We start from the raw sequence: 23,866 nt of genomic DNA on the forward strand, positions 1-23,866 counted from the left end.
GGCCGGAGCGCCTTCAGGCGCGATCACCCCCCAGCTTGGCTGCGACCCGGTCGGCCACCTTGCCACGGACCACGACCTCGTCGGCGCCCGCCTGGCGCGCCGCCTTGAGCATCGCCCCTTCCACGTGCGGGCCAAAGGCGAGAATCTTCGCGTCCGGGTAGCGCTCGCGCCAGGTCGACACCGCTTCCACGCCAAGGCTGCCGAGGTCGACTACCACCAGGTCGGGCTGCTCCGGCGCCTGACCGCTAGAAACCGATGCGCCGGCCGAACGCCAGCGCGACTCCAGCCGCACGCGGGTCATCAGGTCCGGGGTGTCGAGGTGAATCTGCATGGGGTCTCCCGAGGGGATTGGCCGGTCGAGGGGGCTCGCGGTTTCCGGAGACTTGGCCGGACACGGGCAGCCATCCCCGCGCGCTAGGGAAACACGGATCAATGTACACGTTCGCGCTCGAGTCGCTTTTGCGTGCGAACAAGGCGCGGTGACTGCCGTGCAGTCATTCTGCACAAGGGAACCGCAACGCCGTTCCCACGCCCGTTTTGGTCAACAACGGGCGGCCGAGCCCCTTCGTTTATGGATTTGTGGGGTTGGCACCCCAGGTTCCCCGATCCTGCGTTGTGCCGCTTGCGGGTAGAACCACTACCCGCTGCGCGGCGCGCCTTGTCTCGGGAAACCTGGGGTGCCAACGCGAACGTGTACATTGATCAGTGTTTCCCTAGGTCCCGCGCGATCTCGCGGCACACACTCTAAACTATCGGGATCATCACGTTACGTGACGCCGGCTGGACAACGACTGGCCCCGACAGCAGCCGAGAACGGATACCAATGGCCCTGAGCGAATTCGAGCGCAAGCGGGTTGAAAAGGTGATGGAGGCGTTCATGGAAAGGCGCCGACCGCCCGCCCATGTTCGAGACCGTCTGGACTTTGTCTGGCGTCTGGAAGGTCAGAGCGTGTCGCTGTACGAGGTGCGCCCGCTGATGGATGACGCTTCGAGGATCGTGGAAAACCCGGTATTCAAGGCCACATTCGTGCGCAAGTCGGGCCGATGGAAACTCTACTGGCAACGGGCAGACCTGAAGTGGCATGGCTACGACCCACACCCGGAACTCGCCTCGCTGGAGGACGTGCTACAGGTGGTGGAGAAAGACGAATACGCCTGTTTTTTCGGATAGGGAACACGGATGCACGAGTTTTCGCTGATGGCCGATTTGATGCGCAAGATCGAGCAGGTGGCGGCCGACAACAACGCCCGGCGCGTGACCCGCGTGCGGGTATGGCTGGGCGCGTTGTCGCATATCACGCCGGAGCATTTCCGCGAGCACTTCGAGGACGGCACCCGCGGCACCGTCGCCGAGGGGGCCGAGCTGGAGGTGGAGACCTCGGACGACGAGACCCACCCCGAGGCCCAGCAGATCCTGCTGCGGAGCCTGGACGTGGCGTGAGCGCCGCCGCGACACGCGCCCCGTCGCCTGCGCGCTGGCACCTGGTGGTCACCGGCCGGGTTCAGGGCGTTGGCTTCCGGCCGTTTGTCGCGGAGCGGGCCCGGCGGCTCGGCATCACCGGCTCGGTGGGCAACACGCCGTCCGGCGTGGTCATCGAGGCCGAGGGACGAGAAGCGGCGCTGGTCGCGCTGCGGGCGGCCCTGGAGCAGGAGGCCCCGCCGGCCGCGCGGGTCGATGCGATCACCGTGACGGCATCTCGCCCCGTCGGCGATACCACCTTCCGCGTGGTTCAGGGCCCCGGGCAGGGCGGCGCGCCGGCCCTGGCGCCGGACCGTGCACCCTGCCCCGACTGCCGCGCCGAGATCCGTGACCCCGAGGCAAGGCGCCACCGCTACCCGTTTACCGCCTGTACGGTCTGCGGGCCGCGCTGGAGTATAGCGACGGCCCTGCCCTGGGACCGCTCGCAGACCACCCTGGACGGATTCCCGCTGTGCGCGGCCTGCCGGGCGGAGTTCGAGGCCCCGGGGGACCGGCGCTTTCACGCGGAGGCCATGGCCTGCCCGGACTGCGGGCCGCAGGTAACGCTGCGCGGCCCCGACGGAAGCGAACACGCCACCGGCGATGCGGCCCTGCACGCGGCAGTCAACGCCCTGCGCGAGGGGCAGATCCTGGCGCTGAAGGGTCTGGGCGGGTTCCAGCTCCTGGTGGACGCGACCCGCCAGGATGCGGTGGCCCGCCTGCGCGCGCGCAAGCAGCGCCCGGACAAGCCGCTGGCGGTCATGCTGCCGGATGGCGACTGGCTGGACCAAGTGGCGCGCGCCACCGGCGCCGAACGTACGCTGCTGGATGCGCCGGAGGCTCCGATCGTGCTGGTGGACCGCCGGCCCGGCGCCCCGCTGGCAGAGGGCGTGGCGCCGGGGTTCAACCGTCTGGGACTGATGCGGCCGGCGACGCCGCTACATCACCTGCTGCTGGAGGGCTTCGCCGGCCCGCTGGTCTGCACCTCGGGCAACCGCGGCGGCGAGCCCCTTTGTATCGACACCGCGGAGGCGGTGACCCGACTGGGCATGATCGCGGACGGGATCCTGGACCACGACCGGCCGATCGCGCGGGCACTGGACGATTCGGTGGTCCAGATCGCCGCGGGCCGGCCTCAATGCCTGCGCCTCGGCCGCGGGTATGCGCCGCTGCGAGTGCCCCTGCCAGACGCCGGGCCCGTCACCCTTGCGCTGGGGGGCCACCTGAAGGCCGCCCCGGCCCTGGCCCTGGAGGACGACGTGGTCGTCGGCGCCCACGTCGGCGACCTGGACAGCGATGCGGCCCTGCACCGGCTGGCTGGCGAGGCCCGCGCACTGGGCGAGCTCTGTGGCGTGGACATCGCGCGCGTCGCCTGCGACCGGCATCCCGACTACGCCTCCACGTCGCTGGCCGGGGGCTGGGGGCCTCCGGTCGTCGCCGTACAGCACCATCACGCCCACGCGGCGGCCTGCCTGGCGGAGCACGGGGTACGCGAACCGGCCGTGGCGCTGGTCTGGGACGGCATGGGCCTCGGCGAGGACGGCACGCTGTGGGGCGGCGAATGCCTGGCAGTGGACGCCGACGGGGGCTTTCAACGGCGGGGTCATCTGCGGCCCTTCCGCCTGCCCGGGGCCGAGGCCGCGATCCGCGAACCCCGGCGCGCCCTGCTGGGCCTGCTGCATGCCCACTTCGACGGCGATCCGGCCGCGCTGGAGGCGAGCCCCGCGCGGGCCTTGTTTACCGCTGCGGAATGGCACCCGCTGCTCGCTGCACTGGAGCGAGGGATCCACGCCCCCTGGACGACCAGCGTCGGGCGGCTGTTCGACGCGGTCGCGGCGCTGGAAGGGCTGCGCACCGGTGCCGGCTTCGAGGGGCAGGCGGCCATGCTCGTGCAGCAGGCGGCGGAAGCCGCAGGGGGCGGGGTCGACGCCTCCGGCATTTCGCTGAGTACCGCCACAACACCGTGGCGGGCCGACTGGGGCCCGCTGGTCGCCGCCCTGCTGGCCGATCATGCCGGCGCGGCGACACCCGGACGCATGGCGGCCCGCCTGCACGGGGCGCTGGCCGGATTCGCGGTCGACGCCGCCCGGGCCGGGGGGCATGCAACCGTGGCGCTGACCGGCGGATGCTTCCAGAATCGGTGGTTGCTGCAACAATGCGTGGACGCGCTGCAGGCCGCCGGCTTCCGTCCGCTGTGGCCGCAACGCATCCCGCCCAATGACGGCGGGCTGGCGCTGGGCCAGGCGGTGATCGGGCGCCGGGCCGCGGTGCCCCCGAACGGAGACTGAGCCCATGTGCCTTGCCATCCCCGGTCGTATCGACAGCGTGGACGGCGACGACCCGCTGTTCCGCCAGGCGCGCGTGGCCTTCGGTGGCGTCACGCGCGTGATCTCGCTGGCCTGCACCCCCGAGGCCGGGCCCGGCGACTACGTGCTGGTCCACGCCGGCATCGCGATCGCCACCCTCGACGAGGCCGCTGCCGAACGCACCCTGGCGGCCCTGCGCGAAATCCCCGCGCACGACCCGCCCGCCCCGGAGGGCCCGTGAAGCACCTGGACGAATACCGCGACCCGGCCCTGATCCTGCGCCAGGTGGAAGCGATCCGCGCCACCTGCACCCGGCGCTGGACGCTGATGGAGGTCTGCGGCGGCCAGACCCACGCGATCCTGCGCCATGGCCTGGATGAACTGCTGGCGGACGCCGTCGAGCTCATCCACGGGCCCGGCTGCCCGGTCTGCGTGACCCCGGCCGAGACCCTGGACCAGGCGGTACTGCTGACCCGCCACCCGGAGGTGATGCTTTGCACCTTCGGCGACATGCTGCGCGTGCCCGGGGCGCTGGGGGACCTGAACGCGGCGCGCGCGGCCGGGGGCGAGGTGCGCGTGATCTACTCGCCGCTGGATGCGGTGGCGCTGGCGCGCGAACACCCGGAGCGCGAGGTCGTGCTGCTGGCGGTGGGCTTCGAGACCACCGCCCCGGCCGCCGCAATCGCCGTGCTGCAGGCCGAGGCCCTGGGCCTGGCCAACGTGTCGCTGCTGGTCTCGCACTCGCTGGTACCGCCGGCGATGGAGGCCCTGCTGGCCGACCCGGACAACCGCATCCAGGGCTTCCTGGCCGCCGGCCATGTCTGCACGGTGGAGGGGGCGGCCGCCTATCACGCGATCGCCGAACGCTTCCGGGTCCCGATCGTGGTGACCGGCTTCGAGCCGGTGGACCTGCTGGCCGGGATCCACGCCTGCGTGGAGCAACTGGAACGCGGCGCGGCCCGGGTGGAGAACCGCTACGGCCGGGCCGCGCCGGACGACGGCAACGCAGCCGCGCGCGCTGCGGTCTCTCGCGTCTTCGAGCCGGTCGAGCGCGAATGGCGTGGCATGGGACGCCTGCCCGCCAGCGGCCTCGGGCTGCGCTCGGAATACGCCCGGTTCGACGCCGTGGCCCGTTTCGGGCTCGTCACACCCGAGGCGACCGGGGATGGCCCCTGCATCGCCGGCGAGGTGCTGCGCGGACTGCGCCGCCCCACCGACTGTCCCGCCTTCGGCCGCGATTGCACGCCGGATACCCCGCTGGGCGCGCCCATGGTCTCCTCCGAGGGGGCCTGCGCGGCCTACCTGCACTATCGGGGCGAGGCATGACCACCGACGTCGTACGCCTCGCGCATGGCGGCGGGGGGCGGATGCAGGCGAAGCTGCTGGACGAGGTGATCCTGCCAGCGCTGGGCATCCCGGCCCTCGCCGCCCCCGATGCTGCCGTGCTCGACGCCCCGGGCGGGCGCCTGGCCATGACGACGGACAGCTTCGTGGTGCGGCCGCTGTTCTTCCCGGGTGGCGACATCGGCCGGCTCGCGGTGCACGGTACGATCAACGACTTGGCGATGGCCGGGGCGCGCCCCCTGTGGCTGACCCTCGGCCTGATCCTGGAGGAGGGGCTGCCGCTGGACGACCTGCGGCGCGTCCTCGCCTCGGTGCAGGCGGCCGCAGAGGAATGCGGCGTGCGGGTGGTCGCCGGCGACACCAAGGTGGTGGAGGCCGGGCGCGGCGACGGGGTCTACATCAGCACCAGCGGGGTGGGCGTCGTGCCCGAAGGCGTGCAGATCACGCCGGGCGCGATCCGGCCCGGTGATGTACTGCTCGCCAGTGGCGATCTTGGCCGCCATGGTGTCGCAATCCTCGCCGCCCGCGAAAACCTGGCCCTGGACCCGCCGATCCCCAGTGACAGCGCATCGGTCGCCGGGGCCGTGGCCGCACTACTGGCCGCCGGCGTGCCAGTCCGCGCGCTGCGCGACCCCACCCGCGGCGGTGCGATCGCCGCCCTGAAGGAGCTGGCCGACGCCTCCGGCTGCCGCCTGGTACTGGACGATACCGCGATACCGGTGCGCGACGATGTACGCGGGGCCTGCGAGATCCTCGGGCTGGATCCCCTGCATTCGGCTTGCGAAGGACGCTTCCTCGTGGCCGTTCCGGAACCCGCAGCAACCCGGGCGCTGGCGATCCTTCAGGCGCGTCCGGAGACGGCCGGCGCCGTCGCCATCGGCCGTGCCGAGGCGGGCGAACCGGCGGTGATCCGGCGCCTGGCGACGGGGGTGGAACGCCGCGTCATCCTGCCGGCCGGCGAACAGCTGCCCCGGATCTGCTGAAGTCGTCGTACACGACTCGCAATGACAGGGATCTCAGGCGCGAGCCCCAGCGGTGCCAGGGCCGCCTGCCCTAAACGCGGAACTGCCCCACCAGGCGCTGCAACTCGGCGGCCAGGCGGGCCAGCTCGTCGCCGGCGGACTGCGTCTGGCGCGATCCCGTCGAAACCTCGGTGGCGATGTCGTTGATATTGGTAACGTTGCGGTTGATCTCTTCGGCCACGGCGGATTGCTCCTCCGCGGCACTGGCGATCTGGGTATTCATGTCGCGGATCTGGCCCACGGCCTCCTGGATGCGAGACAGTGCAGCCTGAGCCTCCCCGGCCTTGTCGACGGACTGCCCCGCCTGGGTCCGGCTCTTTTCCATCACACCGACCGCATGACGCGTACCCGACTGCAGGCGCTCGATCATGCCCTGAATCTCCTGAGTCGATTGTTCCGTGCGGCTGGCGAGCGAACGCACCTCGTCAGCCACCACCGCGAATCCACGGCCCTGATCACCGGCGCGGGCCGCCTCGATCGCCGCGTTCAATGCCAGAAGATTGGTCTGCTCCGCGACTTCCTTGATGACCTCGAGGACCTTGCTGATGGACTCGGAATCCCGGCCTACTTCCTCGATCGCCGCCCCAGCTGTTTCCACCTCGCCGGCAAGTTTCTCGATCGCGCTGCGGGTTTCACTAACCACGGCCGATCCGGAGCGCGTCTCGTCGTCCGCCGAGTTGGCGGACTCCGAAGCCCCCATCGCGTTCCGGGCGACCTCCTGAACCGTGGAGGTCATCTCGTTCATCGCAGTGGCCACCTGGTCGGTTTCCGAACCCTGGCGCTGCACGGCCGCATCCGACTCCCGGGTGACTGTGGCCAGTTCCTCGGCGGCTGCGGCCACCTGAGAAGTCGAACCCGACACCTGACGCACCAGCTGGTGCACCTTGTCGACGAACGCATTGAAACTGCGAGAAAGCTCCGCCAGCTCGTCCCGGCCTTCCACCTCGATGCGTTTGGTCAGGTCGCCGTCTCCCGCCGCCAGGTCATCCGCCATGCCCTGCACCTTGCGCATACGCCGCGCCAGCATCATCGCCATCCACAGGCTGATACCCGCCGAAACAACGACCGCCGCCACACCGGCCCCAAGACCGCTGATGAACGCCGCCTCCACCTGGGATTGCACACGCTCCCGGGCGGCCTCCGTGGCGGCCTCCTCGGTCTCGGTCAGCGCCTGGATTTCCTGACGGATCGGGCGCCATGCCGGGTTCTCGATTTCGGCGAGCAATCGCGAGGCCTCGTCCACCTCACCGGCACGCGCCAGATCGAGCACATTCAGACGAGCCCGTTGCACCTGCGCCCAGTTCGCCTCGATCGTGTCCAGACTGGCAATGACGTCCTGCCGGACCGCGACATCCCGCAGGAACGAAAGCGCCCCTTCAAAACGTTCGGCCGTGCCCGCCACCACCTGCGGCGGTAATTCCAGGTCCGGATTGAAGATCTGGTTCCGCGTGGCAATACCCCCCAGCAGACCATCCCCGAACATGGTGTTCAGGGCGGACATCCGCGCCTCGTTCTCGTCCAGGTACGTCGTGAATTCAGCCTCGACGTTCTGCACGCCCCGCAGCGTCACACCGACCGCAATGGCAATCAGGGCCGTGGTAATCAAGACCGTCGCGATCATGCGACCGCGAATCGTCTGCAGAGAGATCATGTTGTTGGCATTCCTTGGCTGTGCGAATAAACGTGGCGATAAAACCGCCTTCTACCTTATCGGCCGTCGGAACGAATACTGAAGATCAACCGCCCCGCTCCGGGCTCACGCCTCAGGGCGCGCGATCTTGCCATGCCCGATCGTGACACTTCCCGCCGAGCGCCCGTAGCCAGGCGGCTCGTGCGGGCCTCCAGGCAATGCTTAGGGAAAGGCGACTGAGCCATTACCCGTTGCGCCCTGGCTGGCGTTTGACCCGGGACGTCCGCAGAATGCCGCGATGAATTTCGCCACGACAGACGCGCTTGGAGAGCTAGCCTATCGTGGCAGTCACTCGGCGCCCCTGGTGGTGGTATCGCTGGCTATCGCGATCCTGGCGGCTTACGCGAGCATCAGCCACGTTGACCTGATCCGGAACACCACCGCGCGGGCCGCGCGCATCGGCTGGCAGATCAACGGCGCTATCGCAATGGGGGTCGGCGTCTGGACCATGCACTTCATCGGCATGGTGGCGTTCCAGCTGCCCCTGGAAATCGAATACCACCTGGGCATCACCATGGCTTCCGTGCTGCCGGCCATTGCGGCCGGTTACGTCGCCCTGCAGGTATTGCGCGCGCCGTGCGTCTCGGTACAGGCAATTGCGCTGGGCGGGAGCCTGATGGGGGTCGGCATCGGCGCCATGCACTATATCGGCATGAGCGGCATGATCGTGGATGCCGACATGCTGCACCAGCCCGCGCTTTTCGCCCTGTCGATCGCCGTGGCCATAATCATGGCCAGCATGGCCCTGGCCATTCCGCGCTTGCTGGATCGCTTCCTGGAAAACGGAGAACGGTATCAACCTACCCTGTTCAAACTGGGCAGCGCAGTCCTTATGGGGCTGGCCATTTCCAGCCTGCACTATGTGGCCATGTCGGCCGCGCGTTTTGTCCCTGGCGACGGTCAGCACTCCAGCCTCGCGGGCCTGACTGTACAACCGGGGCTGATCGCCGGCCTGGCCGTGGGTGCCAGCCTGTTCATCCTGATCACCTCGACCATCACGGTGACCCTGCGCCTGCGCATCGAGGGCGCGCAACTGGACGCAGACATCCTGGCAGCACGGGCCCGACAGCTGGATGACCGCTTCCAGAAGATCGCTTCCCGCCTGCCTGGCGTGGTGTATCAGTTCCGCCTGGGGCCCGATGGAAGCCTGTCCTTCCCCTATGCCAGCCATGCGATCGAAGATATCTACGGGGTGACCGCCGAACAGGTGCAGGAGGATGCCTCGGAGCTCACCAACGTCATTCACCCGGCGGATCTGGACGGGGTTCTGGCCTCCATCCAGGCCTCCGCCAACGATCTGTCGGTATGGCGACACGAGTATCGCGTGCGACACCCCGAACACGGCGAACGCTGGCTCCAGGGCAACGCGACCCCGGATCGCGAACCGGACGGGGGCGTACTCTGGAACGGCTTCATCACCGATATCACGGACCAGAAGCGCACTTCGGCACGCATCCACCAACTGGCCTTCTATGACGAACTGACCGGACTCGCAAACCGGCGACTGCTCGAGGAGCGCCTCGAACATGCGCGGGCTCTTTCCGCACGTCACCGGCATTACGGGGCCGTCCTATTCCTCGACCTGGACGACTTCAAGCGCCTCAACGATACGCTGGGGCACTCGGTCGGGGACGCACTCCTGAAGACACTGGCGCGCAGGCTGGAGCATCACGTACGCAGTGCGGATACGGTGGCACGCCTTGGGGGTGACGAGTTCGTCATCGTCCTCGAGAAACTCGGCGAGCGGGAAGACCTCGCCGCCCAGCAGGCCGCTCATATGGCCGAGGAAGTCCAGGCCCTCGTGACCGAACCGGTGCAACTGCGGGGTCACGACTATCAGTGTGCCGTCAGTATCGGCCTTACCGTGTTCTTGGGCGACGAGCATACCCATGAGGAGCTCTTGCGCCGCGCCGACGCCGCGATGTACCAGGCAAAGGCGGCCGGCTTCAACGCGATCCGTTTCTTCAATCCGACGCTCCAGGCGGAGATGGAGGAGCGTTTCCGGCTGGAAGCGGACCTTCGAGCCTCCATGGGTAGCGATCACTTCGTGCTGCACTTCCAGAGGCAGGTCGGCCCCGATGGCCACACCGTGGCCGCCGAAGCGCTGCTACGCTGGCATCACCCGGTACGCGGGCTGGTCGCCCCCCTGGACTTTATGCCGTTGGCGGAGGATACCGGGCTGATCCGGCCACTCGGGCACTGGGTCCTGAATGAAGGCTGCCGACAGATCCAGCGCTGGCAACAGGACCCGGCTACCGCGCATTTGAGCCTGTCGGTCAATGTCAGCGCCGCGCAGTTCCATCAAGACGACTTCGTTTCTCAGATCGAACGTCTCCTGGAAGGCTGGCCGATCCCGCCTGAACGGCTCAAGCTCGAACTGACCGAATCGCTGGTACTCGCCGATCTAGAGGACAGCATGTACAAGATGGAGCAGATCCGGGCACTGGGCATCCGGTTCTCCATGGACGACTTCGGTACTGGATACTCCTCGATGGCCTACCTGTCCCGTCTCCCGTTCGACGAGGTCAAGATCGACAAGGCCTTCGTGCAAGCGGCCGGACAGTCCGGTCACGGACGAGACCGGGTCATCATTGAGGCCATCATCAACCTGGCCCAAAGCCTGGACATGCGGGTCGTGGCCGAGGGCGTGGAAACGGCCGAGCAATTCGAGTTGCTCGCCGAGATCGAGTGCCACTACTTCCAGGGCTATTATTTCGGGCGCCCGGGACCGGCGACGGCCATCATGGGCTGAGCCACCCTCCGGGTGGCGAGCCATCCGTCCCGCCATCAGGAATGCCCTGGCTACTCGTTGGGCGCCTGGAGCTGGTCGCTGCACACTTGATTGCGGCCGTTGGCCTTGGCCCGGTACAAGGCCTTGTCTGCGCGGCCGTACAGGGACGCCTCCGTGTCATCGGGCCGCACGGTCGCCACCCCCGCGCTGAGCGTCACAGGCCGAGCTTCGACCCGCGCGAAGCCGCAGTCCGCGATCCGCAGCCGCAGGCGCTCCGCCACTTCGCCGGCGGCGGCGGCGTTCGTCGCCGGCAGGATCAGGGCGAACTCCTCGCCACCAATCCGCGCGATCAGATCCACCTTGCGCACCAGCGGTCCCAGCCGCTCGACGACTTGTTGCAGAACCAGGTCTCCCACGTCGTGCCCAAAGCGATCGTTGATCAACTTGAAATCATCGAGGTCGAGCAGGACGAGGGAGAAAGGCTCCGTATTGCGCCGGAAATGATGCAGCTCCTTCTTTAGCACAGCATCGAAGACCCGACGATTGCCAATGCCGGTGAGGGAATCCGTGGTCGCCAGCTGGGTCAGGTCCTCGTTGAGCGAGAGCAGTTCTTCCTGCTTGCCCTCCAGCCCCTCGCGAAGCTTCTCGTTGCTGGCGAGCGCTTTCTGAAGTTCACGCATTTGCCGGCGCAGTTCGAGATTCGCCATCACCTGGCGCGCCAGCACTTGCAGCGCATCTTCCTGCTCGGCCGTCAGTTCTCGTGGCTTGTAGTCCAACACGCATAACGTCCCCAACGGCAGACCGTCTGCGCTTTCGAGCAGGGCACCGGCATAGAACCGCAAATGGGGGGCACCCGTGACCAGCGGGTTGTTCATGAAACGCGAATCTCGTGTGGTGTCCGGCACCACGAACACACCCTTTTGCAGGATGGCGTGCCGACAGATCGAGATATCCAGCGGCGTCTCGCGCACGCCCAAACCAATCTCGGACTTGAACCACTGGCGGTCGCGATCCACCAGGTTGATGGCCGCGATCGGTGCATCACAGATGTACGCGATCAGGCGCGTGAAGTCGTCGAACTGGGGCTCCGGCGGGGTATCCAGGATGTCGTAGGCCTTGAGCGCCTCGAGCCGAGCCGCTTCATCGAACATCCGGCGACTCCGACGACCCGCATCGGACCGCATCCAAAAGAGCCGTGATCTCGCATTCCATCAAAATCCTCCTGCATCCGGCACGCCCCGAGGAAGGAGGGCCTCCCGCAAACCGTTCACGGATCGGCACTTTTATCCGGAAACACGGCTCCACGCCAAAACCACCCTTCGAACACTGGATACCGCCGCGGCTGGCGACAGGCAGCGTCCGACGCCAAGACCTCAGGCTAGTTGCCGCCGCCACCGCTGGGCAGAGATGGGAGCCAGTAGCGCTGTTCGTAGTCGCGGTCGCGATCGCGCACGGGTACCGGGACGAAACCCATCGTCGCGAAGAAGCTGGCCGCCGAGGCCTGGGCCTTGACCAGCACCCCGGCCACCCCGGCCTCGTGCGCGGCGCTCCGGCAGGCCTCGACCAGTTGCCGGCCCACACCCTGCCCGCGGTCGGCTCGCCCCACGTAGAGGCCATGCAGCAGCAGCCCGTCGGCGGCACCCTCCGGCAGCTCGCGGGGCTCCGCCGTCTCCCAGGCGGCGACGCCGACCACCTCGCCCGCACGCTCCAGCACCGTCACCTCGAGGAACATCAGATCGGCCTCGGTATAGCGGTAGGCCGGCAGGGCGAGCCGGCGCACACGTTCGGGCAGGGGCCAATCCTCGATCGCCTCGGCCACCAGATGGTTGATGGTGTCGAGATCGCCGGGGCGGGCCGGGCGGAGGGATTCGGTAGATTTCGTCATGGGCATGTTTGCAGTATCGGGCACAGTCGGGCTCGTCGTCGGCATGGTTCCTGCTCGGACCTGTTCGACAGGCCGAAGTGCCGGGACAAACGGCGCGCGCGCGCCGTCACGACAACGCCATCCGCGATCGGGGATAATCGCAGCGCACTGAAAGGAGACGACACCGCACCATGACGGAACTGAAAAAGGCGATCGAGCACCAGCGCGACTACCTCGAGGACAAGCTGCATGAACCCCTGGCGGAGATCGCCGGCCGGCTGAGTGCCGCCTGGCCGCGCCGCGAGGCGCTGGACTCGATACTGGAGGAGGCGATCCGCCAGATCCCGGAAGCGACCTTCGTGTATGCACTGAACACCGAGGGGGTCCAGCTTTCGGACAACATCTCGCGCACTGGTGTACTGCCGGAACACTTCGGGCGCGATCGCTCGCAGCGCCCGTACATGAAGGAGGCCGTGCCCGCGGACGGCTTCCTGCTGTCGGATGCCTACATCAGCCTGCTCGGACGCCGGCCATCCCTGACCTCATTGCAGCTGGTGCGCGACGACCAGGGCAATGCGCTGGGCTTTCTCGGCGCGGACTTCGATCTGCGCAACCTGCCCGACTTTTCCGAGGACCTGTACGAGGAGCCCAGCGAGTGGCGCCAGATCAAGGGCGATCCGTCGATTCGCGGAACACTGTTCCTGCAGAGCCGCACCGAGAGCCTGATGGACCAGAACATGGACACCGCCCTGGCCATTCTGGAAGAACTGTTCACCGAGCGCGGCGTGTTCCAGGGCGTGTTCCACTTCTCCAGTTCGCGCGCCACGCTGTGGACCACCGAGGACCCGTACCGCTACCGCATCCTGACGCACGAGTCCCTGGGCGACCCGGACGTCTGCCTGGCGTTTCCGCACGAGCCATATCCCGCGGAAGCGCTGATCCCGAAGGAGGATGTCGGCCGCGTGCTGGAGGCGCTGCGCGCGTTGCGCTATGCCGACGAGACCGTGTACCTGCGCTCCGCCTCGATCAACCTGTTCAACGGCATGATCAGCCTGACCTTCTCGTGCGACGGCTCGCATTACATGACCTGGGACGACTTCCTCGGCCGCTCCATCCAGTTCTGGATCGGCGCCACCGGCTAGGGAGACACGGATCGATGCGCTTCTCCCCCCGGGGCTGTCGCGCGCCGATCAACTCGGTCATCATGGTCGCGGGATCAGCGGGGCCACACGCACATGGAAACCGGATACGCCAGGGAGATGGGTGGCCGCGCCGAGCAACAGGACGCGGTGACCGTGCTACAAAACGCGGACGGGCAGAGCGCCCTGCTGCTGGTCGCGGACGGAATGGGCGGCCACGAGGGCGGGGCACGCGCCTCGCACGCCGCGATCGCGACCGCCGAACGCCTGTGGACCCGCTACGCGGGGCAGGCTGCCGATGCCCGTGACCTGCTCCACGCTCTCTTCCACGAGACCCATGCAGCCTTGCTGGAGGCCGGGGGTACCGATCCGTCACAACGCCCCGGCACCACGCTGGTGGCACTGTATGTGACCCCGACCTCCGCCTGCTGGGCCCATTGCGGCGACAGCCGGCTGTACCACTTCGAGGGCGACACCCTTCAGCGACGCACGCGCGATCACACCCGGGTCCAGCAGCTGGTCGACGAGGGGGTAATAAGCGAGGCGCAAATGGCAACGCACCCGGAGCAGAACCGGCTATTGCGAGGCCTCGGCGTGGTCGACCCGATCGAGGTGGACTACGCCGAGGCCCCCGTCACCCGTCACACGCGCTTCTTGTTGTGCTCGGACGGCTTCTGGGAACAGATCGGACCGATCGAGATCGCGGAACTGCTGGACAGCCCGGACCTCGACTCGGCCACCGCGAGCGCCGCCGTCGAAGCGGCGCGACGCGGCGGAGCCAAGGGTGACAACGTGGCCCTGGCAGCATGGCGGAGCGGGCCGCCGCGCGGGCGTTTCTGGCGCCGGCACCTGAAGGCGCGCATCGGGCCCACGCTGGGCCTGCTGGCGCTACTGGCTACGGCCCTTGCGATCCTGCTGTGGCCGCTGGACTGATGCCAACCGTATACTCGCGGACTCGCCGAGCCGCACCAGTCCTTGCCATGATGCCAGCCCACACCACGCTGATTCGCCTCGTCCTGCTTGTCGTACTCACAGCGTTCCTGTCCGGCTGTGCGCAGCTACAGGGCTTGTTCGACCCCGAGGCGGAGTCCGCCGAGGACGTGGTCGCCGCGACCGACGAGGCCCCGTCCGACCCGATCGCCCGCGAGGAGCAGGACGAGCGCCTCAAGATCGCCGAGATCGTGCAGCTCCTGCAGGGCGGCGAGATGGACCGGGCACGCTCGGCACTGGACCGGATCCTCGCAGATGATCCGGGCAACCGCGCCGCCCGCGGCCTGCGTGAACAGCTCTCCGGGGATCCGCAGGCGACCCTGGGCGAGGCCTATTTCGTTCACACGGTGGAGCCGGGCGACAGCCTGGGCGGGCTGGCGCGTGAGCACCTCGGCGATGCCACCCGCTTTGTGATCCTCGCACGCTACAACGACATCGAACGCCCGGACCGACTGCTCGTCGGGCAACGGCTGCGCATCCCGCGGGATGCAGCGGGGCCGCAACGTGGCGAGACCGATCTGGACGAACAGCTGATGGCTCTGGACCCCGACGCCGCGCCCGGCGTCAGCGACGACGGTTTGCGCCGCGCCATCGAGGCCGACCTGGCAGCCGGGCGTTATGGCGCGGCGCTGGAGGTCGTGGAGCTGGCCCGCGAACACCCCGAGGCGCAGAACGAATGGGCCAGCTGGCTGGACCCGCTGGCGCGCGACGCGACGATCGGCTACTGGCACCGGCGGGGCGTGGAGGCGCGCGCGGCAGGCGCGACCGAAAACGCGCTGGAGGCCTTCGGCCGGGTGCTCGAACAGGACCCGCAACACGCGACCGCACGCCAGCACCTTGACGATCTGGAGCAACAGCGCAAGGAGGCCCTGCACGCGGAGGCCATCGTGCGCTACCGCAACCAGGACCTGCAGACCGCCATCGCATTGTGGGACGAGGCCCTGGCGATCGACCCCGGGTTCGAGGCGGCGCGCGGCTATCGCCTGCGAGCCCTGGAACTGCAGCGTCGCCTGGATGCCCTGGACAACGGGGCGGGCTGAGGCCGCCCGCGGACCGGGGAACGAACATGACAAAAGCCCCGCCCCCCACGGTGGCGGGGCGGGGCTGACAGGTGCCGGGGAAGACCCGGCGGCCAGGCCTTCTGGCGGATTTAGAAGATGTGCGTCAACTGGATCGCTGTGCGATTGCCGATCCCGTCGACATTCGCGTTCGGGCCCGCACCGCTCGGGAAGTTCACCGCCTCCACATCACGCATGATGTAATTCAGAGTCAGGCGTGTCTTCGGGTTGAAGTGATACTGCGCCGCCAGGGTCAGGGTCTCCCATCGAGTCTCGAACGGGTCGTTCTTCAGGCGATTGTAGATATCGTAGCGCCCCGCGACCTCCCACTTCGTGTTGGGGATGTAGTATCCGACATCGACCTGATACCCGTCGGCCTTGCCATTGACCCCGTTGCCAGCCGGAACCGCCGGGTTCATGTCAAAGGTAGGTGCGTGGGGGCCGACCCAGATCATGCCCTCGGCGGTTCCGTATTCGGCCGCGATGCGCCATGGCTTTTTCAGATAACGAACGCCCAGCCCACGACGTTCGCGATCAAAGGTCTCCGGGTTGTGTACGCCGTCGTTGGTGTGGTCCAGGCGGCGCTTTCCACGTTGGTCCCAGGCGAACATCTTGACCCCTTCCACGCGTGGCCCCTGCCCCCCAAAGATGTATTCGGAAGACCAGTAGAGATAGGTGTCACGGTTGTTGTCCATGTCGCCCACATTCAGGCCGTTGCCGTTCCCTACCATCACCGCGTAGCTGTGTTCCCAGTCACCGAACTCGAAGGTATCGAATACCTGAATGCCGGTGTCTCGCCCCGCGGCGACCGACTTGTCGAAGCGATTCAAGTCCCCGGCGCTGTCCATCGGCTGGGGTGGCATGTTGGAGGTGTAGCGGTCATTGGGGAGGCGCTCGATCAACTGCTGATTGGCAAAGTTCGTAAACTCGATGTAATCAAGGTTCACGATCCCCTGGAAGACCTCCTCGGAGCCCGGGGTCTTGAACAGGCCGACCCGAACACGTGCGCCGGGCAGGTGATTCAAGGTGATGCTGGCGTCGGTCAGCTTGGCGAAACTGTTGCCGGGCTGAGTAATCCCGTTGTTCCCCAGTTCGGCCATGATGAAGTAGTTGATCCGGCCATCCAGGGGGAAGCCGGTCCCCCGCGCCCCGATGCGCGCCCGGTTCAGGTTGAATCCGGACTGCGAGGTCAGGTCCGGCCCAATGAGTTTCGGCGGCACATAGGCACCGCCCGGGTTCGGGTCACTGGCATCATGCTTGAAGCCGGGCTGCACGAAGCCCCAGAAGTGGGCGCGCGCGGCGGCATCCTCGGGCTCGGTGCCCTGCAACATCAGCCAGTTAGCCGACTGCGCCGGTGCAGCGAGCCCCAGGGCGGTGGCAAACACGAGGGATTTCAGAGCCCATCGGGTGGTCGTTTTCATGTTTCCTGTCCTTGTGGTCGTGAGGGTGCATTCCATTGCGGGGCACCTCGGGGGCGCCGGGGCGGGGTTCAGGGTTTAATCAGCGAATAGTCCTGCTGTTGCAGTTCCATGATCCGGACCACACCAGCGTCCACGATCTGGGCATGGGGGTTGAGGTCTGGCGGGTGCCCGATGATCCTTCCCATACCCGTCAGCGTGTTGGCACAGGCGCTGAAGCGGACCCCCTGGTCCACCAGGGCCTGGATACGATCCTGGTTGGTGTTGTTCTCGAACAGCAGTCGCAAGCCCGGGCCGAACGCAACGACCTCCACCGCGACCCGGTCTGGTCCGTAGTGATTGAGCAGGTTGTTGGCGACGTTGAGGATCAAGGTCTGCTTGGAGGGGTCGTTATCGCTGATCTGGAGGACCACGTGCTCCTCCGCGAACGGGTTGTCACTGGCGATTGCCGGCAGTGCAAGACCCAGCAGGAGGCAGGTAGCAAAGGCAAGGAGCAGCTGGCGGTGTGCGTCGATCATGATGTCACTTCCTGTGTCATGAGAATGGACGGCAAGACGCGCAAGGCGCCTTGTGCGGGCATGGGTCGGTCACGAATTGACGGATACATCGCTGGCCTCCTTGCCCCGGCCAAACGCGCTCGTTCACGCCGGGTGGCGCGTGGTCAATCGAGTCGGGCAGCAGGGAGGAGTTAGGCGGCGTTGGCGGCGAGGGCCGCCGGGAACCGTGAGTGGTTCCGGATTGCCGATGGGGTGCGCTTCTTCCCTGAAGCCCGGGTACACCGATCCGTTGAAGCACCCGAACCCCGAACGGAAAAAGCTGGCGCCAGGAGGGTCACGTCAGCTCGTAGTCAGGGGATCGGGAAGGTCCGGTCGCGAACACTCCGACCGGACAAGAGAGCTTTTAGCACGGGGTTTTGCGGCACGACAACTACATGATATGCATGCGTATATACGCATACCCTGCGTGTTCAGCGATGGCCATCGCCGTGCGGTTCATCATGGGGCCGGTCGTCGACGGAGGGTCTGGCGCTGGACAGATCCAGGGTGGGCGAGGTAGCGGCGTACCCGGCGTTACGACCCATGTCACCGCTGACCCGACGCTTCATGCGCGCCTCCAGCGAGTCGGCCATCGCGTTGTAAGCACTGAAGACCCGCTCGAAGTCGTCGTGTCGACGGGCACGGATCCGGGTATCGAGCCGCCCCTGACCGATCTGGTCCAGCGCCCCGCGCAGGCGGTCCAGCGGTGCCTGAAGGCGCCGGGCAAGCACGTAGGCCCCCAGAAGCACCGCGAGGAGGGTGACCAGCGTGAGCATCAGCAAGGCCATGAAGGTGGCCTCGTTCGCCGCGCGCAGCGATCCCGTGGACAGCCCGACCTGAAGTTGCCCGATGTGATGATCCTGGTAGCGAACCGGAGCCTCGAACATGAACAGCTCTGCGCCATCCCGCCCGGTGATGGACCACACGGCCTGGCCGTCGCGACGCTGAAGCAGGCGGTCCTCGGAAGGCGGCTCGTAGGGCTGGCCCAGGGCCTCCGGGTCGCTGCTGGCCACCACCTCGCCGCGGTGGTCCACGACGCTCAGCAGGGCAATCTCCCGGTTCGCCTGCATGTCGCGCAGGCGGCCCTGGACCGCGATGGTGTCCTCCAGCAACAGGTCCTCGGCACTCTCCACCGAGATGATCTGCGCCAGCGTGGCCCCATAGTCAAACGCCAGGTCGGTCATCACCTCGTTCTGCTTCTGGTGTACCAGCGTACCGCCGACAACCAGGGTGACTGCCACCAGTGCCCCCATGACCGCGGCCCAGCGCAGACGCAGCGGGATGATCCGACGCCCGGCGCCCGCCCGGTCGCGCTCGGCGCGTTGCTCGTCGATACGTTCGAGGTCCACCAATAGCTCGCCGGCCGACTGGTAGCGCTCGTCCGGTTCCTTCGCCAGCAGGCGCAGCACCAGCTCGATCAGGTCCTGCGGACAGTCGCGCACGATGACCCGCGGTGCAGGGACCGGATCCTTGACCACCCGGGTCAGCAGGGTCTCGACATCATGCCCGCGAAACGGGGTGGCCCCGGTCAGGAGCTCGTACAGCACCACGCCGACGGAATAGAGGTCGGCACGAGCGTCGGTATCGCGGCCACGGATCTGCTCCGGCGCCATATAGTGCGGCGATCCTGCGATATAACCGTCGTCGTCCTCGGCAAGCCAGTCGTCGTCGGCGCGCCAGTCGGGGTCCCTGAGGGTGCGGGCGATGCCGAAGTCCATCACCTTGATGTTCGCCGTGGCGCTGGTGACGATGATGTTTTCGGGCTTGATGTCGCGGTGCACCACACCGTTGCGGTGTGCGTAGTCCAGGGCCTCCACCAACTGGATGGCGATCTTCAGGACATTGCGCAGCAGCAGCGGGCGGAACTGTTCCGCGAACTCCGTGAGGGTGATGCCGTCCAGCAGTTCCATTGCGATGAAGGGCTGATGATCCGACTCGCCCACGTCGAAAATCGTGACGATCCCGGGGTGGGTCAGGGTGCCTGCGGCACGCGCCTCGGCCAGGAAGCGGCGCCGGTATTCAGGGCGACAGGCATAGTCGGGCTGCAAGCACTTGATCGCCAGCGGCCGCCGAATGTCGGGGTCATAGCCGCGGTAGATCACGGCCATCGCCCCGCGTCCGATTTCGTCGCCGACCCCGTAGCGCCCGATCCGCTGCATGAGGAACGCGGGGCCGGGCCTCAGGCCGTCTCGAGCAGGATGCGTGCGACGGCCGCCAGCACCAACACGACCACCGCGATGCCCAGCCAGCGCCACAGCCGCCGGCGACCGCCGCCCTGCGCACGGACTTCGGACCCATCATCACGCCGGCGAAAGACGAATTCCACACGACCAAAGCGCACGTGGTCGCCGTCCTTCAGGGTCGCCTCGTGCACCTTCTCGTCATTGACCCAGGTGCCATTGGTGGACAACAGATTGACCACCCGGCATTCGCCGCCGTCGTTCACCAGCCAGGCATGCTGCGAGGAGACACTGCCCTCCTGCAACACGATGTCATTGGCAGCCTGACGCCCCACCGAGCGTTTGCCCGGCTTCAGCGTCAGGCGCTGCTGGGCGAAGGGCTCGGATATACCCACCAGCACCGGGTGGCCACCGGGCGGCGCAGCCGCGCTGGCCGTGTCGGGCGCGGTCTCCTGATCCGGCAGTTCCTGCCCCTGGAACAGCATCGTGCCCTGTGGGCCGTTGCGCCCGGTGTCCTTGCGTCGTCCCTGATCGCTCATCGCTCCCCCTGATCCATCGGCCATTGGTGGCTCTGCTGGTCGTCCTAGCGTACTGGCCGAGTATGCACGGCCGCCGCGCGCCAAAACAACGAACGCGTCACAGCATGAAACGGCCTGCTATGCTCGATTCATCGGATCCACCACGGAGGGAGTTTGACCATGGAGCAGGAAGCCACCGACGGAGCCCCGCTCAGGGAACTGATCGAACCCCTGGTTCGCGGAAAATTCTGGATGCAGTTGATCGGAGTGATGCTGATCATCTCGGGCGTGCTGACGGCCCTGTCGATCGTCGGAATCATCATTGCCTGGATCCCGATCTGGGCCGGCGTGGTGCTGATGCAGGCCGCCAGCGCCTCGCAGCGCGCCTTCGACAGTGCCGACCCGCTGGAAATGAAATACGCAATGAGCCGGCTGCGCATTTACTTCACCATCTTCGGGGTGCTGTTGCTGATCTACCTGATCCTGATGGTGGTCGGCATGCTGTTCGGCATCGGGGCCGGGCTGATGGGCACCGGGGGCTTCGGCCACATGCAGTAGCGTGCCCCCCCGGCCGCGTCATGGCGAGCCCCCGGAAGGGGGCGTGGCAGACGAACACGAACACACCCGGCGGCCGCCGTTGGGGCCGCAAGCGGCCTACCGATAGCCAGGTCGGACGCAACGTCCGGTGGGGCCAGAGGCAGATTGCTTCGTCGCTGCGCTCCTCGCAATGACGAGGATGTCGCTCAGACCTCGCGGTAGATCTGTGCGCCCTTGTTGACGAACTCGACCGCCTTCTCCTGCATCCCCTTCTTCAGGGCCTCGTCTTCGGAGACGCCCTGGGCCGCGGCGTAGTCGCGCACGTCCTGGGTGATCTTCATGGAGCAGAAGTTGGGGCCGCACATGGAACAGAAGTGGGCGACCTTGTGCGCGTCCTTGGGCAGGGTCTCGTCGTGGAATTCGCGCGCGCGTTCCGGGTCCAGCGCCAGGTTGAACTGGTCCTCCCAGCGGAACTCGAAGCGCGCCTTGGACAGCGCGTTGTCCTGCAGCTGCGCGCCGGGAAAGCCCTTGGCGAGATCGGCCGCATGGGCGGCGATCTTGTAGGTGATGATGCCGTCGCGCACGTCCTGCTTGTTAGGCAGGCCCAGGTGCTCCTTCGGCGTCACGTAGCAGAGCATCGCGGTGCCGTACCAGCCGATGTTGGCCGCGCCGATGCCGGAGGTGATGTGGTCGTAGGCCGGGGCGATATCGGTGACCAGCGGGCCGAGAGTGTAAAACGGCGCCTCGAAGCAGTCTTCCAGCTCCTTGTCGACGTTCTCCTTCACCTTCTGCAGCGGGACGTGGCCGGGGCCTTCGATCATCACCTGCACGTCGTGCGCCCAGGCCTTCTGCGTCAGCTCGCCCAGGGTCTCCAGCTCGCCGAACTGCGCGGCGTCGTTGGCGTCGGCCAGGCAGCCAGGGCGCAGCCCGTCACCGAGGGAGAACGAGACGTCGAACGCCTTCATGATCTCGCAGATCTCGTCGAAACGGGTGTAGAGGAAGTTCTCCTCGTGATGCGCCAGGCACCACTTGGCCATGATCGATCCACCGCGCGAGACGATGCCGGTCACCCGATCGGCGGTCAGCGGCACGTACTGCAACCGCACGCCGGCATGGATGGTGAAGTAGTCCACACCCTGTTCGGCCTGCTCGATCAGGGTGTCGCGGAACAGTTCCCAGGTCAGGTCCTCGGGCTTGCCGTCGACCTTCTCCAGCGCCTGGTAAATCGGCACGGTGCCGATCGGCACCGGCGAGTTGCGCAGGATCCACTCGCGGGTCTCGTGGATGTTCTTGCCGGTGGACAGGTCCATCAGGGTGTCGCCGCCCCAGCGCGCGGACCATACGAGCTTCTCGACCTCCTCCTCGATCGAGGAGGAGACCGCCGAGTTGCCGATGTTGGTGTTGACCTTCACGCGGAAGTTGCGGCCGATGATCATCGGCTCCAGCTCCGGGTGGTTGATGTTGGCCGGAATGATCGCGCGGCCGCGGGCGATTTCGTCACGCACGAACTCGGGCGTGATCGCCTCGGGGATGGACGCCCCGAAGGACTCGCCGGCGTGCTGGCGCAGCAGCTTCTTGTAGCGCGGGTCGGCGCGCAGCTCCTGCAGGCGGTTGTTCTCGCGGATGGCGACGAACTCCATCTCCGGGGTGATGGTCCCCTGGCGGGCGTAGTGCATCTGGGAGACGTTCGCCCCGGCATGCGCGCGGCGCGGCGGGCGGATGTGCTCGAAGCGCAGGCTGGCCAGTTCCGGGTCGGCGGCGCGGACGCGGCCGTATTCGGAACTGGGGCCATCCTGCCATTCGGTGTCGCCGCGCTCGTCAATCCAACCGCCGCGCAGATCCGTCAGGCCCTGGCGCAGATCGATGGTCGCGTCCGGATCCGTGTACGGGCCCGAGGTGTCGTAGACCGGGATCGGCGGGTTCTCTTCCGGGGTGCCGGAGGTCAGCGTGGGGCTTTGTGCGACCTGGCGGAACGGCACGCGGATATCCGGGCGCGAACCCTGCACGAAGACCTTCTCGGAATTGGGAAACGGGCGCGTGACGTCGGCGGAGACCTGGGCGGTCTTGCGGGCGAAGGACTCGGGAATGGCGCTCATACGGTGACCTCTGCGATGCGGATGTGGCAGCAGAGGGAACAGAACGGGCTGGACAGACTGCGAACGGGGCGCGCGCGGACTGGATCGAGCACCGAGCTTCCCTCCGCCAGCGTTAACTGGTTCAGGTTCAAGGGGACTCTCTCAGCTCGCATCGATCGCGGGCACCCCCAGCTCTGACGGATGAGTGTACCGCACAGAGGGCGGCGGCGGGACCAACAAGACAGCGCGCGCTCCGGTGTTTTGCGTTAGATTATCGCTTTGTGACAACCTTCGCGCCGCCATGTCCCCCAAGAACTTCGTCTTCGAGCTGTTTGGCCGTTCCCCGGTACGCCCGCTACAGGCGCACATGGAAAAGGTGCGCGCCTGCATCGCCGAGCTCCCGCCGTTCATGGAGGCCATGGCCCGCGACGACTGGGAGACCGCGCGGGTACAGCAGAAGAAGATTTCGAAGCTGGAACGCGAGGCGGACCGCCTGAAGAAGGACCTGCGCCTGCACCTACCCAAGGGCATGATGCTGGCCATGTCGCGCCGCGACGTGCTCGATACCCTGCTGATTCAGGACCGCATCGCCAACATGGCGAAAGACATCGCCGGGCTGATGCTGGGCCGGCAGATGCAATTCCCCGACAACATGGGCGAGCCGCTGAAGCGCTTCCTCGATCGCAGCGTGGATGCGGTCGACCAGGCCGGCCGGGCAATCAACGAGCTGGACGAACTGGTGGAGGCGGGCTTCCGCGGCCACGAGGTCGAGGTCGTCAACGGCATCCTCACTGAGCTGGACCAGATCGAGCACGAGTCCGACGAGGCCCAGCGCGAGGTGCGCGAGATCCTGTTCGCGCAGGAGGCCGAACTACCGCCGGTCAACGTGATGTTCATGTATCGCGTGATCGACTCCATCGGCGAGCTGGCCGACCTGGCCCAGCGTGTAGGCAGCCGCCTGCAGCTGATGCTCGCCAAGTAACCACCGGCACCCAGGCA

The 23,866-nt window shown here is 67.2% G+C and carries 21 protein-coding genes and 1 riboswitch; of the genes, 12 read left to right on the top strand and 9 right to left on the bottom strand.

What is annotated here, in order from left to right:
- Nucleotides 1–13: 13 nt before the first annotated feature.
- Nucleotides 14–331, bottom strand: coding sequence for a response regulator (locus TVD_RS13300; protein WP_047251820.1), 318 nt, complete (start codon nucleotides 329–331; stop codon nucleotides 14–16).
- Between the two features lie 492 nt (nucleotides 332–823).
- Here TVD_RS13300 and TVD_RS13305 point away from each other — a divergent pair, with 492 nt between their 5' ends.
- Genes TVD_RS13305 through hypE form a run of 6 tightly spaced genes read left to right on the top strand, consistent with a single transcriptional unit; the run spans nucleotide 824 to nucleotide 6,092 of the window.
- Nucleotides 824–1,171, top strand: coding sequence for a DUF3024 domain-containing protein (locus TVD_RS13305; protein ID WP_047251821.1), 348 nt, complete (start codon nucleotides 824–826; stop codon nucleotides 1,169–1,171).
- A gap of 9 nt (nucleotides 1,172–1,180) precedes the next feature.
- Complete coding sequence (locus tag TVD_RS13310; protein ID WP_018168831.1) at nucleotides 1,181–1,441, top strand: hydrogenase maturation nickel metallochaperone HypA/HybF; 261 nt, start codon at nucleotides 1,181–1,183, stop codon at nucleotides 1,439–1,441.
- Nucleotides 1,438–3,747 carry a carbamoyltransferase HypF gene (gene hypF, locus TVD_RS13315; protein WP_047251822.1) on the top strand — a complete coding sequence of 770 codons (2,310 nt, stop codon included), beginning with the start codon at nucleotides 1,438–1,440 and terminating at the stop codon, nucleotides 3,745–3,747. Before TVD_RS13310 ends, hypF begins: the two co-directional genes overlap by 4 nt.
- Before the next feature lie 4 nt (nucleotides 3,748–3,751).
- Nucleotides 3,752–4,006, top strand: a complete 255-nt coding sequence (locus TVD_RS13320) for a HypC/HybG/HupF family hydrogenase formation chaperone (RefSeq protein WP_018144995.1) — start codon at nucleotides 3,752–3,754, stop codon at nucleotides 4,004–4,006.
- Nucleotides 4,003–5,091, top strand: a complete 1,089-nt coding sequence (gene hypD, locus TVD_RS13325; protein ID WP_047251823.1) for a hydrogenase formation protein HypD — start codon at nucleotides 4,003–4,005, stop codon at nucleotides 5,089–5,091. The genes TVD_RS13320 and hypD overlap by 4 nt, the downstream gene beginning before the upstream one ends.
- Nucleotides 5,088–6,092 carry a hydrogenase expression/formation protein HypE gene (gene hypE, locus TVD_RS13330; protein WP_047251824.1) on the top strand — a complete coding sequence of 335 codons (1,005 nt, stop codon included), beginning with the start codon at nucleotides 5,088–5,090 and terminating at the stop codon, nucleotides 6,090–6,092. Before hypD ends, hypE begins: the two co-directional genes overlap by 4 nt.
- A gap of 70 nt (nucleotides 6,093–6,162) precedes the next feature.
- On the opposite strand, the gene TVD_RS13335 is transcribed toward hypE, so the two are convergent.
- Entirely contained in the window at nucleotides 6,163–7,782 is a 1,620-nt protein-coding gene (locus TVD_RS13335; protein WP_019594576.1) for a methyl-accepting chemotaxis protein, read from the bottom strand.
- 277 nt (nucleotides 7,783–8,059) lie between these two features.
- On the opposite strand from TVD_RS13335, the gene TVD_RS13340 reads away from it, so the two are divergent.
- Nucleotides 8,060–10,573 carry an EAL domain-containing protein gene (locus TVD_RS13340; protein WP_047251825.1) on the top strand — a complete coding sequence of 838 codons (2,514 nt, stop codon included), beginning with the start codon at nucleotides 8,060–8,062 and terminating at the stop codon, nucleotides 10,571–10,573.
- Between the two features lie 50 nt (nucleotides 10,574–10,623).
- On the opposite strand, the gene TVD_RS13345 is transcribed toward TVD_RS13340, so the two are convergent.
- Both TVD_RS13345 and TVD_RS13350 read right to left on the bottom strand, forming a co-directional pair.
- The gene (locus tag TVD_RS13345; protein ID WP_047251826.1) at nucleotides 10,624–11,703 is read right to left on the bottom strand and encodes a GGDEF domain-containing protein; all 1,080 of its coding nucleotides are present in this window, start codon (nucleotides 11,701–11,703) and stop codon (nucleotides 10,624–10,626) included.
- A gap of 227 nt (nucleotides 11,704–11,930) precedes the next feature.
- Nucleotides 11,931–12,437, bottom strand: a complete 507-nt coding sequence (locus TVD_RS13350; RefSeq protein ID WP_156167554.1) for a GNAT family N-acetyltransferase — start codon at nucleotides 12,435–12,437, stop codon at nucleotides 11,931–11,933.
- Between the two features lie 170 nt (nucleotides 12,438–12,607).
- Between TVD_RS13350 and TVD_RS13355 the strand changes: the two genes are divergently transcribed.
- The 3 genes from TVD_RS13355 to TVD_RS13365 all read left to right on the top strand — a co-directional run bounded on the left by TVD_RS13355 (nucleotide 12,608) and on the right by TVD_RS13365 (nucleotide 15,585).
- Nucleotides 12,608–13,558, top strand: coding sequence for a PDC sensor domain-containing protein (locus tag TVD_RS13355; RefSeq protein WP_047251828.1), 951 nt, complete (start codon nucleotides 12,608–12,610; stop codon nucleotides 13,556–13,558).
- A gap of 93 nt (nucleotides 13,559–13,651) precedes the next feature.
- Entirely contained in the window at nucleotides 13,652–14,488 is an 837-nt protein-coding gene (locus TVD_RS13360) for a PP2C family protein-serine/threonine phosphatase (protein ID WP_047251829.1), read from the top strand.
- Nucleotides 14,489–14,535: 47 nt separating this feature from the next.
- Entirely contained in the window at nucleotides 14,536–15,585 is a 1,050-nt protein-coding gene (locus tag TVD_RS13365) for a LysM peptidoglycan-binding domain-containing protein (protein ID WP_047251830.1), read from the top strand.
- A gap of 110 nt (nucleotides 15,586–15,695) precedes the next feature.
- Here TVD_RS13365 and TVD_RS13370 read toward each other — a convergent pair whose 3' ends face one another.
- The 4 genes from TVD_RS13370 to TVD_RS13385 all read right to left on the bottom strand — a co-directional run bounded on the left by TVD_RS13370 (nucleotide 15,696) and on the right by TVD_RS13385 (nucleotide 20,222).
- The gene (locus TVD_RS13370; RefSeq protein ID WP_047251831.1) at nucleotides 15,696–17,024 is read right to left on the bottom strand and encodes a porin family protein; all 1,329 of its coding nucleotides are present in this window, start codon (nucleotides 17,022–17,024) and stop codon (nucleotides 15,696–15,698) included.
- Nucleotides 17,025–17,092: 68 nt separating this feature from the next.
- A complete protein-coding gene (locus tag TVD_RS13375; RefSeq protein ID WP_052772683.1) occupies nucleotides 17,093–17,539 on the bottom strand; it encodes a DsrE family protein in 447 nt (148 codons plus the stop codon).
- A gap of 449 nt (nucleotides 17,540–17,988) precedes the next feature.
- Nucleotides 17,989–19,716, bottom strand: coding sequence for a serine/threonine-protein kinase (locus TVD_RS13380; RefSeq protein ID WP_082119133.1), 1,728 nt, complete (start codon nucleotides 19,714–19,716; stop codon nucleotides 17,989–17,991).
- Nucleotides 19,717–19,736: 20 nt separating this feature from the next.
- A complete protein-coding gene (locus tag TVD_RS13385) occupies nucleotides 19,737–20,222 on the bottom strand; it encodes an FHA domain-containing protein (RefSeq protein WP_082119155.1) in 486 nt (161 codons plus the stop codon).
- A 213-nt stretch (nucleotides 20,223–20,435) separates the two neighbouring features.
- Here TVD_RS13385 and TVD_RS13390 point away from each other — a divergent pair, with 213 nt between their 5' ends.
- Entirely contained in the window at nucleotides 20,436–20,813 is a 378-nt protein-coding gene (locus tag TVD_RS13390; protein WP_047251833.1) for a DUF5362 family protein, read from the top strand.
- Between the two features lie 185 nt (nucleotides 20,814–20,998).
- On the opposite strand, the gene thiC is transcribed toward TVD_RS13390, so the two are convergent.
- The gene (gene thiC, locus TVD_RS13395; protein ID WP_047251834.1) at nucleotides 20,999–22,888 is read right to left on the bottom strand and encodes a phosphomethylpyrimidine synthase ThiC; all 1,890 of its coding nucleotides are present in this window, start codon (nucleotides 22,886–22,888) and stop codon (nucleotides 20,999–21,001) included.
- A gap of 81 nt (nucleotides 22,889–22,969) precedes the next feature.
- Nucleotides 22,970–23,067: riboswitch (TPP riboswitch) on the bottom strand.
- Between the two features lie 101 nt (nucleotides 23,068–23,168).
- Between thiC and TVD_RS13400 the strand changes: the two genes are divergently transcribed.
- Nucleotides 23,169–23,849, top strand: coding sequence for a TIGR00153 family protein (locus TVD_RS13400; RefSeq protein WP_018144982.1), 681 nt, complete (start codon nucleotides 23,169–23,171; stop codon nucleotides 23,847–23,849).
- Nucleotides 23,850–23,866 lie beyond the last annotated feature (17 nt).

This window comes from Thioalkalivibrio versutus (assembly GCF_001020955.1).
Classification (GTDB): Bacteria; Pseudomonadota; Gammaproteobacteria; order Ectothiorhodospirales; family Ectothiorhodospiraceae; genus Thioalkalivibrio; species Thioalkalivibrio versutus.

Excerpts from the sequence above, each read along its gene's own strand:
- TVD_RS13365 (WP_047251830.1), top strand. The coding sequence starts at position 14,536 with ATGATGCCAGCCCACACCACGCTGATTCGCCTCGTCCTGCTTGTCGTA.
- TVD_RS13305 (WP_047251821.1), top strand. The coding sequence starts at position 824 with ATGGCCCTGAGCGAATTCGAGCGCAAGCGGGTTGAAAAGGTGATGGAG.
- TVD_RS13340 (WP_047251825.1), top strand. The coding sequence starts at position 8,060 with ATGAATTTCGCCACGACAGACGCGCTTGGAGAGCTAGCCTATCGTGGC.
- TVD_RS13355 (WP_047251828.1), top strand. The coding sequence starts at position 12,608 with ATGACGGAACTGAAAAAGGCGATCGAGCACCAGCGCGACTACCTCGAG.
- TVD_RS13380 (WP_082119133.1), bottom strand. The coding sequence starts at position 19,716 with ATGCAGCGGATCGGGCGCTACGGGGTCGGCGACGAAATCGGACGCGGG.
- TVD_RS13370 (WP_047251831.1), bottom strand. The coding sequence starts at position 17,024 with ATGAAAACGACCACCCGATGGGCTCTGAAATCCCTCGTGTTTGCCACC.
- TVD_RS13375 (WP_052772683.1), bottom strand. The coding sequence starts at position 17,539 with ATGATCGACGCACACCGCCAGCTGCTCCTTGCCTTTGCTACCTGCCTC.
- TVD_RS13310 (WP_018168831.1), top strand. The coding sequence starts at position 1,181 with ATGCACGAGTTTTCGCTGATGGCCGATTTGATGCGCAAGATCGAGCAG.
- hypE (WP_047251824.1), top strand. The coding sequence starts at position 5,088 with ATGACCACCGACGTCGTACGCCTCGCGCATGGCGGCGGGGGGCGGATG.
- TVD_RS13335 (WP_019594576.1), bottom strand. The coding sequence starts at position 7,782 with ATGATCTCTCTGCAGACGATTCGCGGTCGCATGATCGCGACGGTCTTG.
- TVD_RS13390 (WP_047251833.1), top strand. The coding sequence starts at position 20,436 with ATGGAGCAGGAAGCCACCGACGGAGCCCCGCTCAGGGAACTGATCGAA.
- TVD_RS13360 (WP_047251829.1), top strand. The coding sequence starts at position 13,652 with ATGGAAACCGGATACGCCAGGGAGATGGGTGGCCGCGCCGAGCAACAG.
- TVD_RS13350 (WP_156167554.1), bottom strand. The coding sequence starts at position 12,437 with ATGACGAAATCTACCGAATCCCTCCGCCCGGCCCGCCCCGGCGATCTC.
- TVD_RS13385 (WP_082119155.1), bottom strand. The coding sequence starts at position 20,222 with ATGCTGTTCCAGGGGCAGGAACTGCCGGATCAGGAGACCGCGCCCGAC.
- TVD_RS13320 (WP_018144995.1), top strand. The coding sequence starts at position 3,752 with ATGTGCCTTGCCATCCCCGGTCGTATCGACAGCGTGGACGGCGACGAC.
- TVD_RS13400 (WP_018144982.1), top strand. The coding sequence starts at position 23,169 with ATGTCCCCCAAGAACTTCGTCTTCGAGCTGTTTGGCCGTTCCCCGGTA.
- TVD_RS13345 (WP_047251826.1), bottom strand. The coding sequence starts at position 11,703 with ATGTTCGATGAAGCGGCTCGGCTCGAGGCGCTCAAGGCCTACGACATC.
- TVD_RS13300 (WP_047251820.1), bottom strand. The coding sequence starts at position 331 with ATGCAGATTCACCTCGACACCCCGGACCTGATGACCCGCGTGCGGCTG.
- thiC (WP_047251834.1), bottom strand. The coding sequence starts at position 22,888 with ATGAGCGCCATTCCCGAGTCCTTCGCCCGCAAGACCGCCCAGGTCTCC.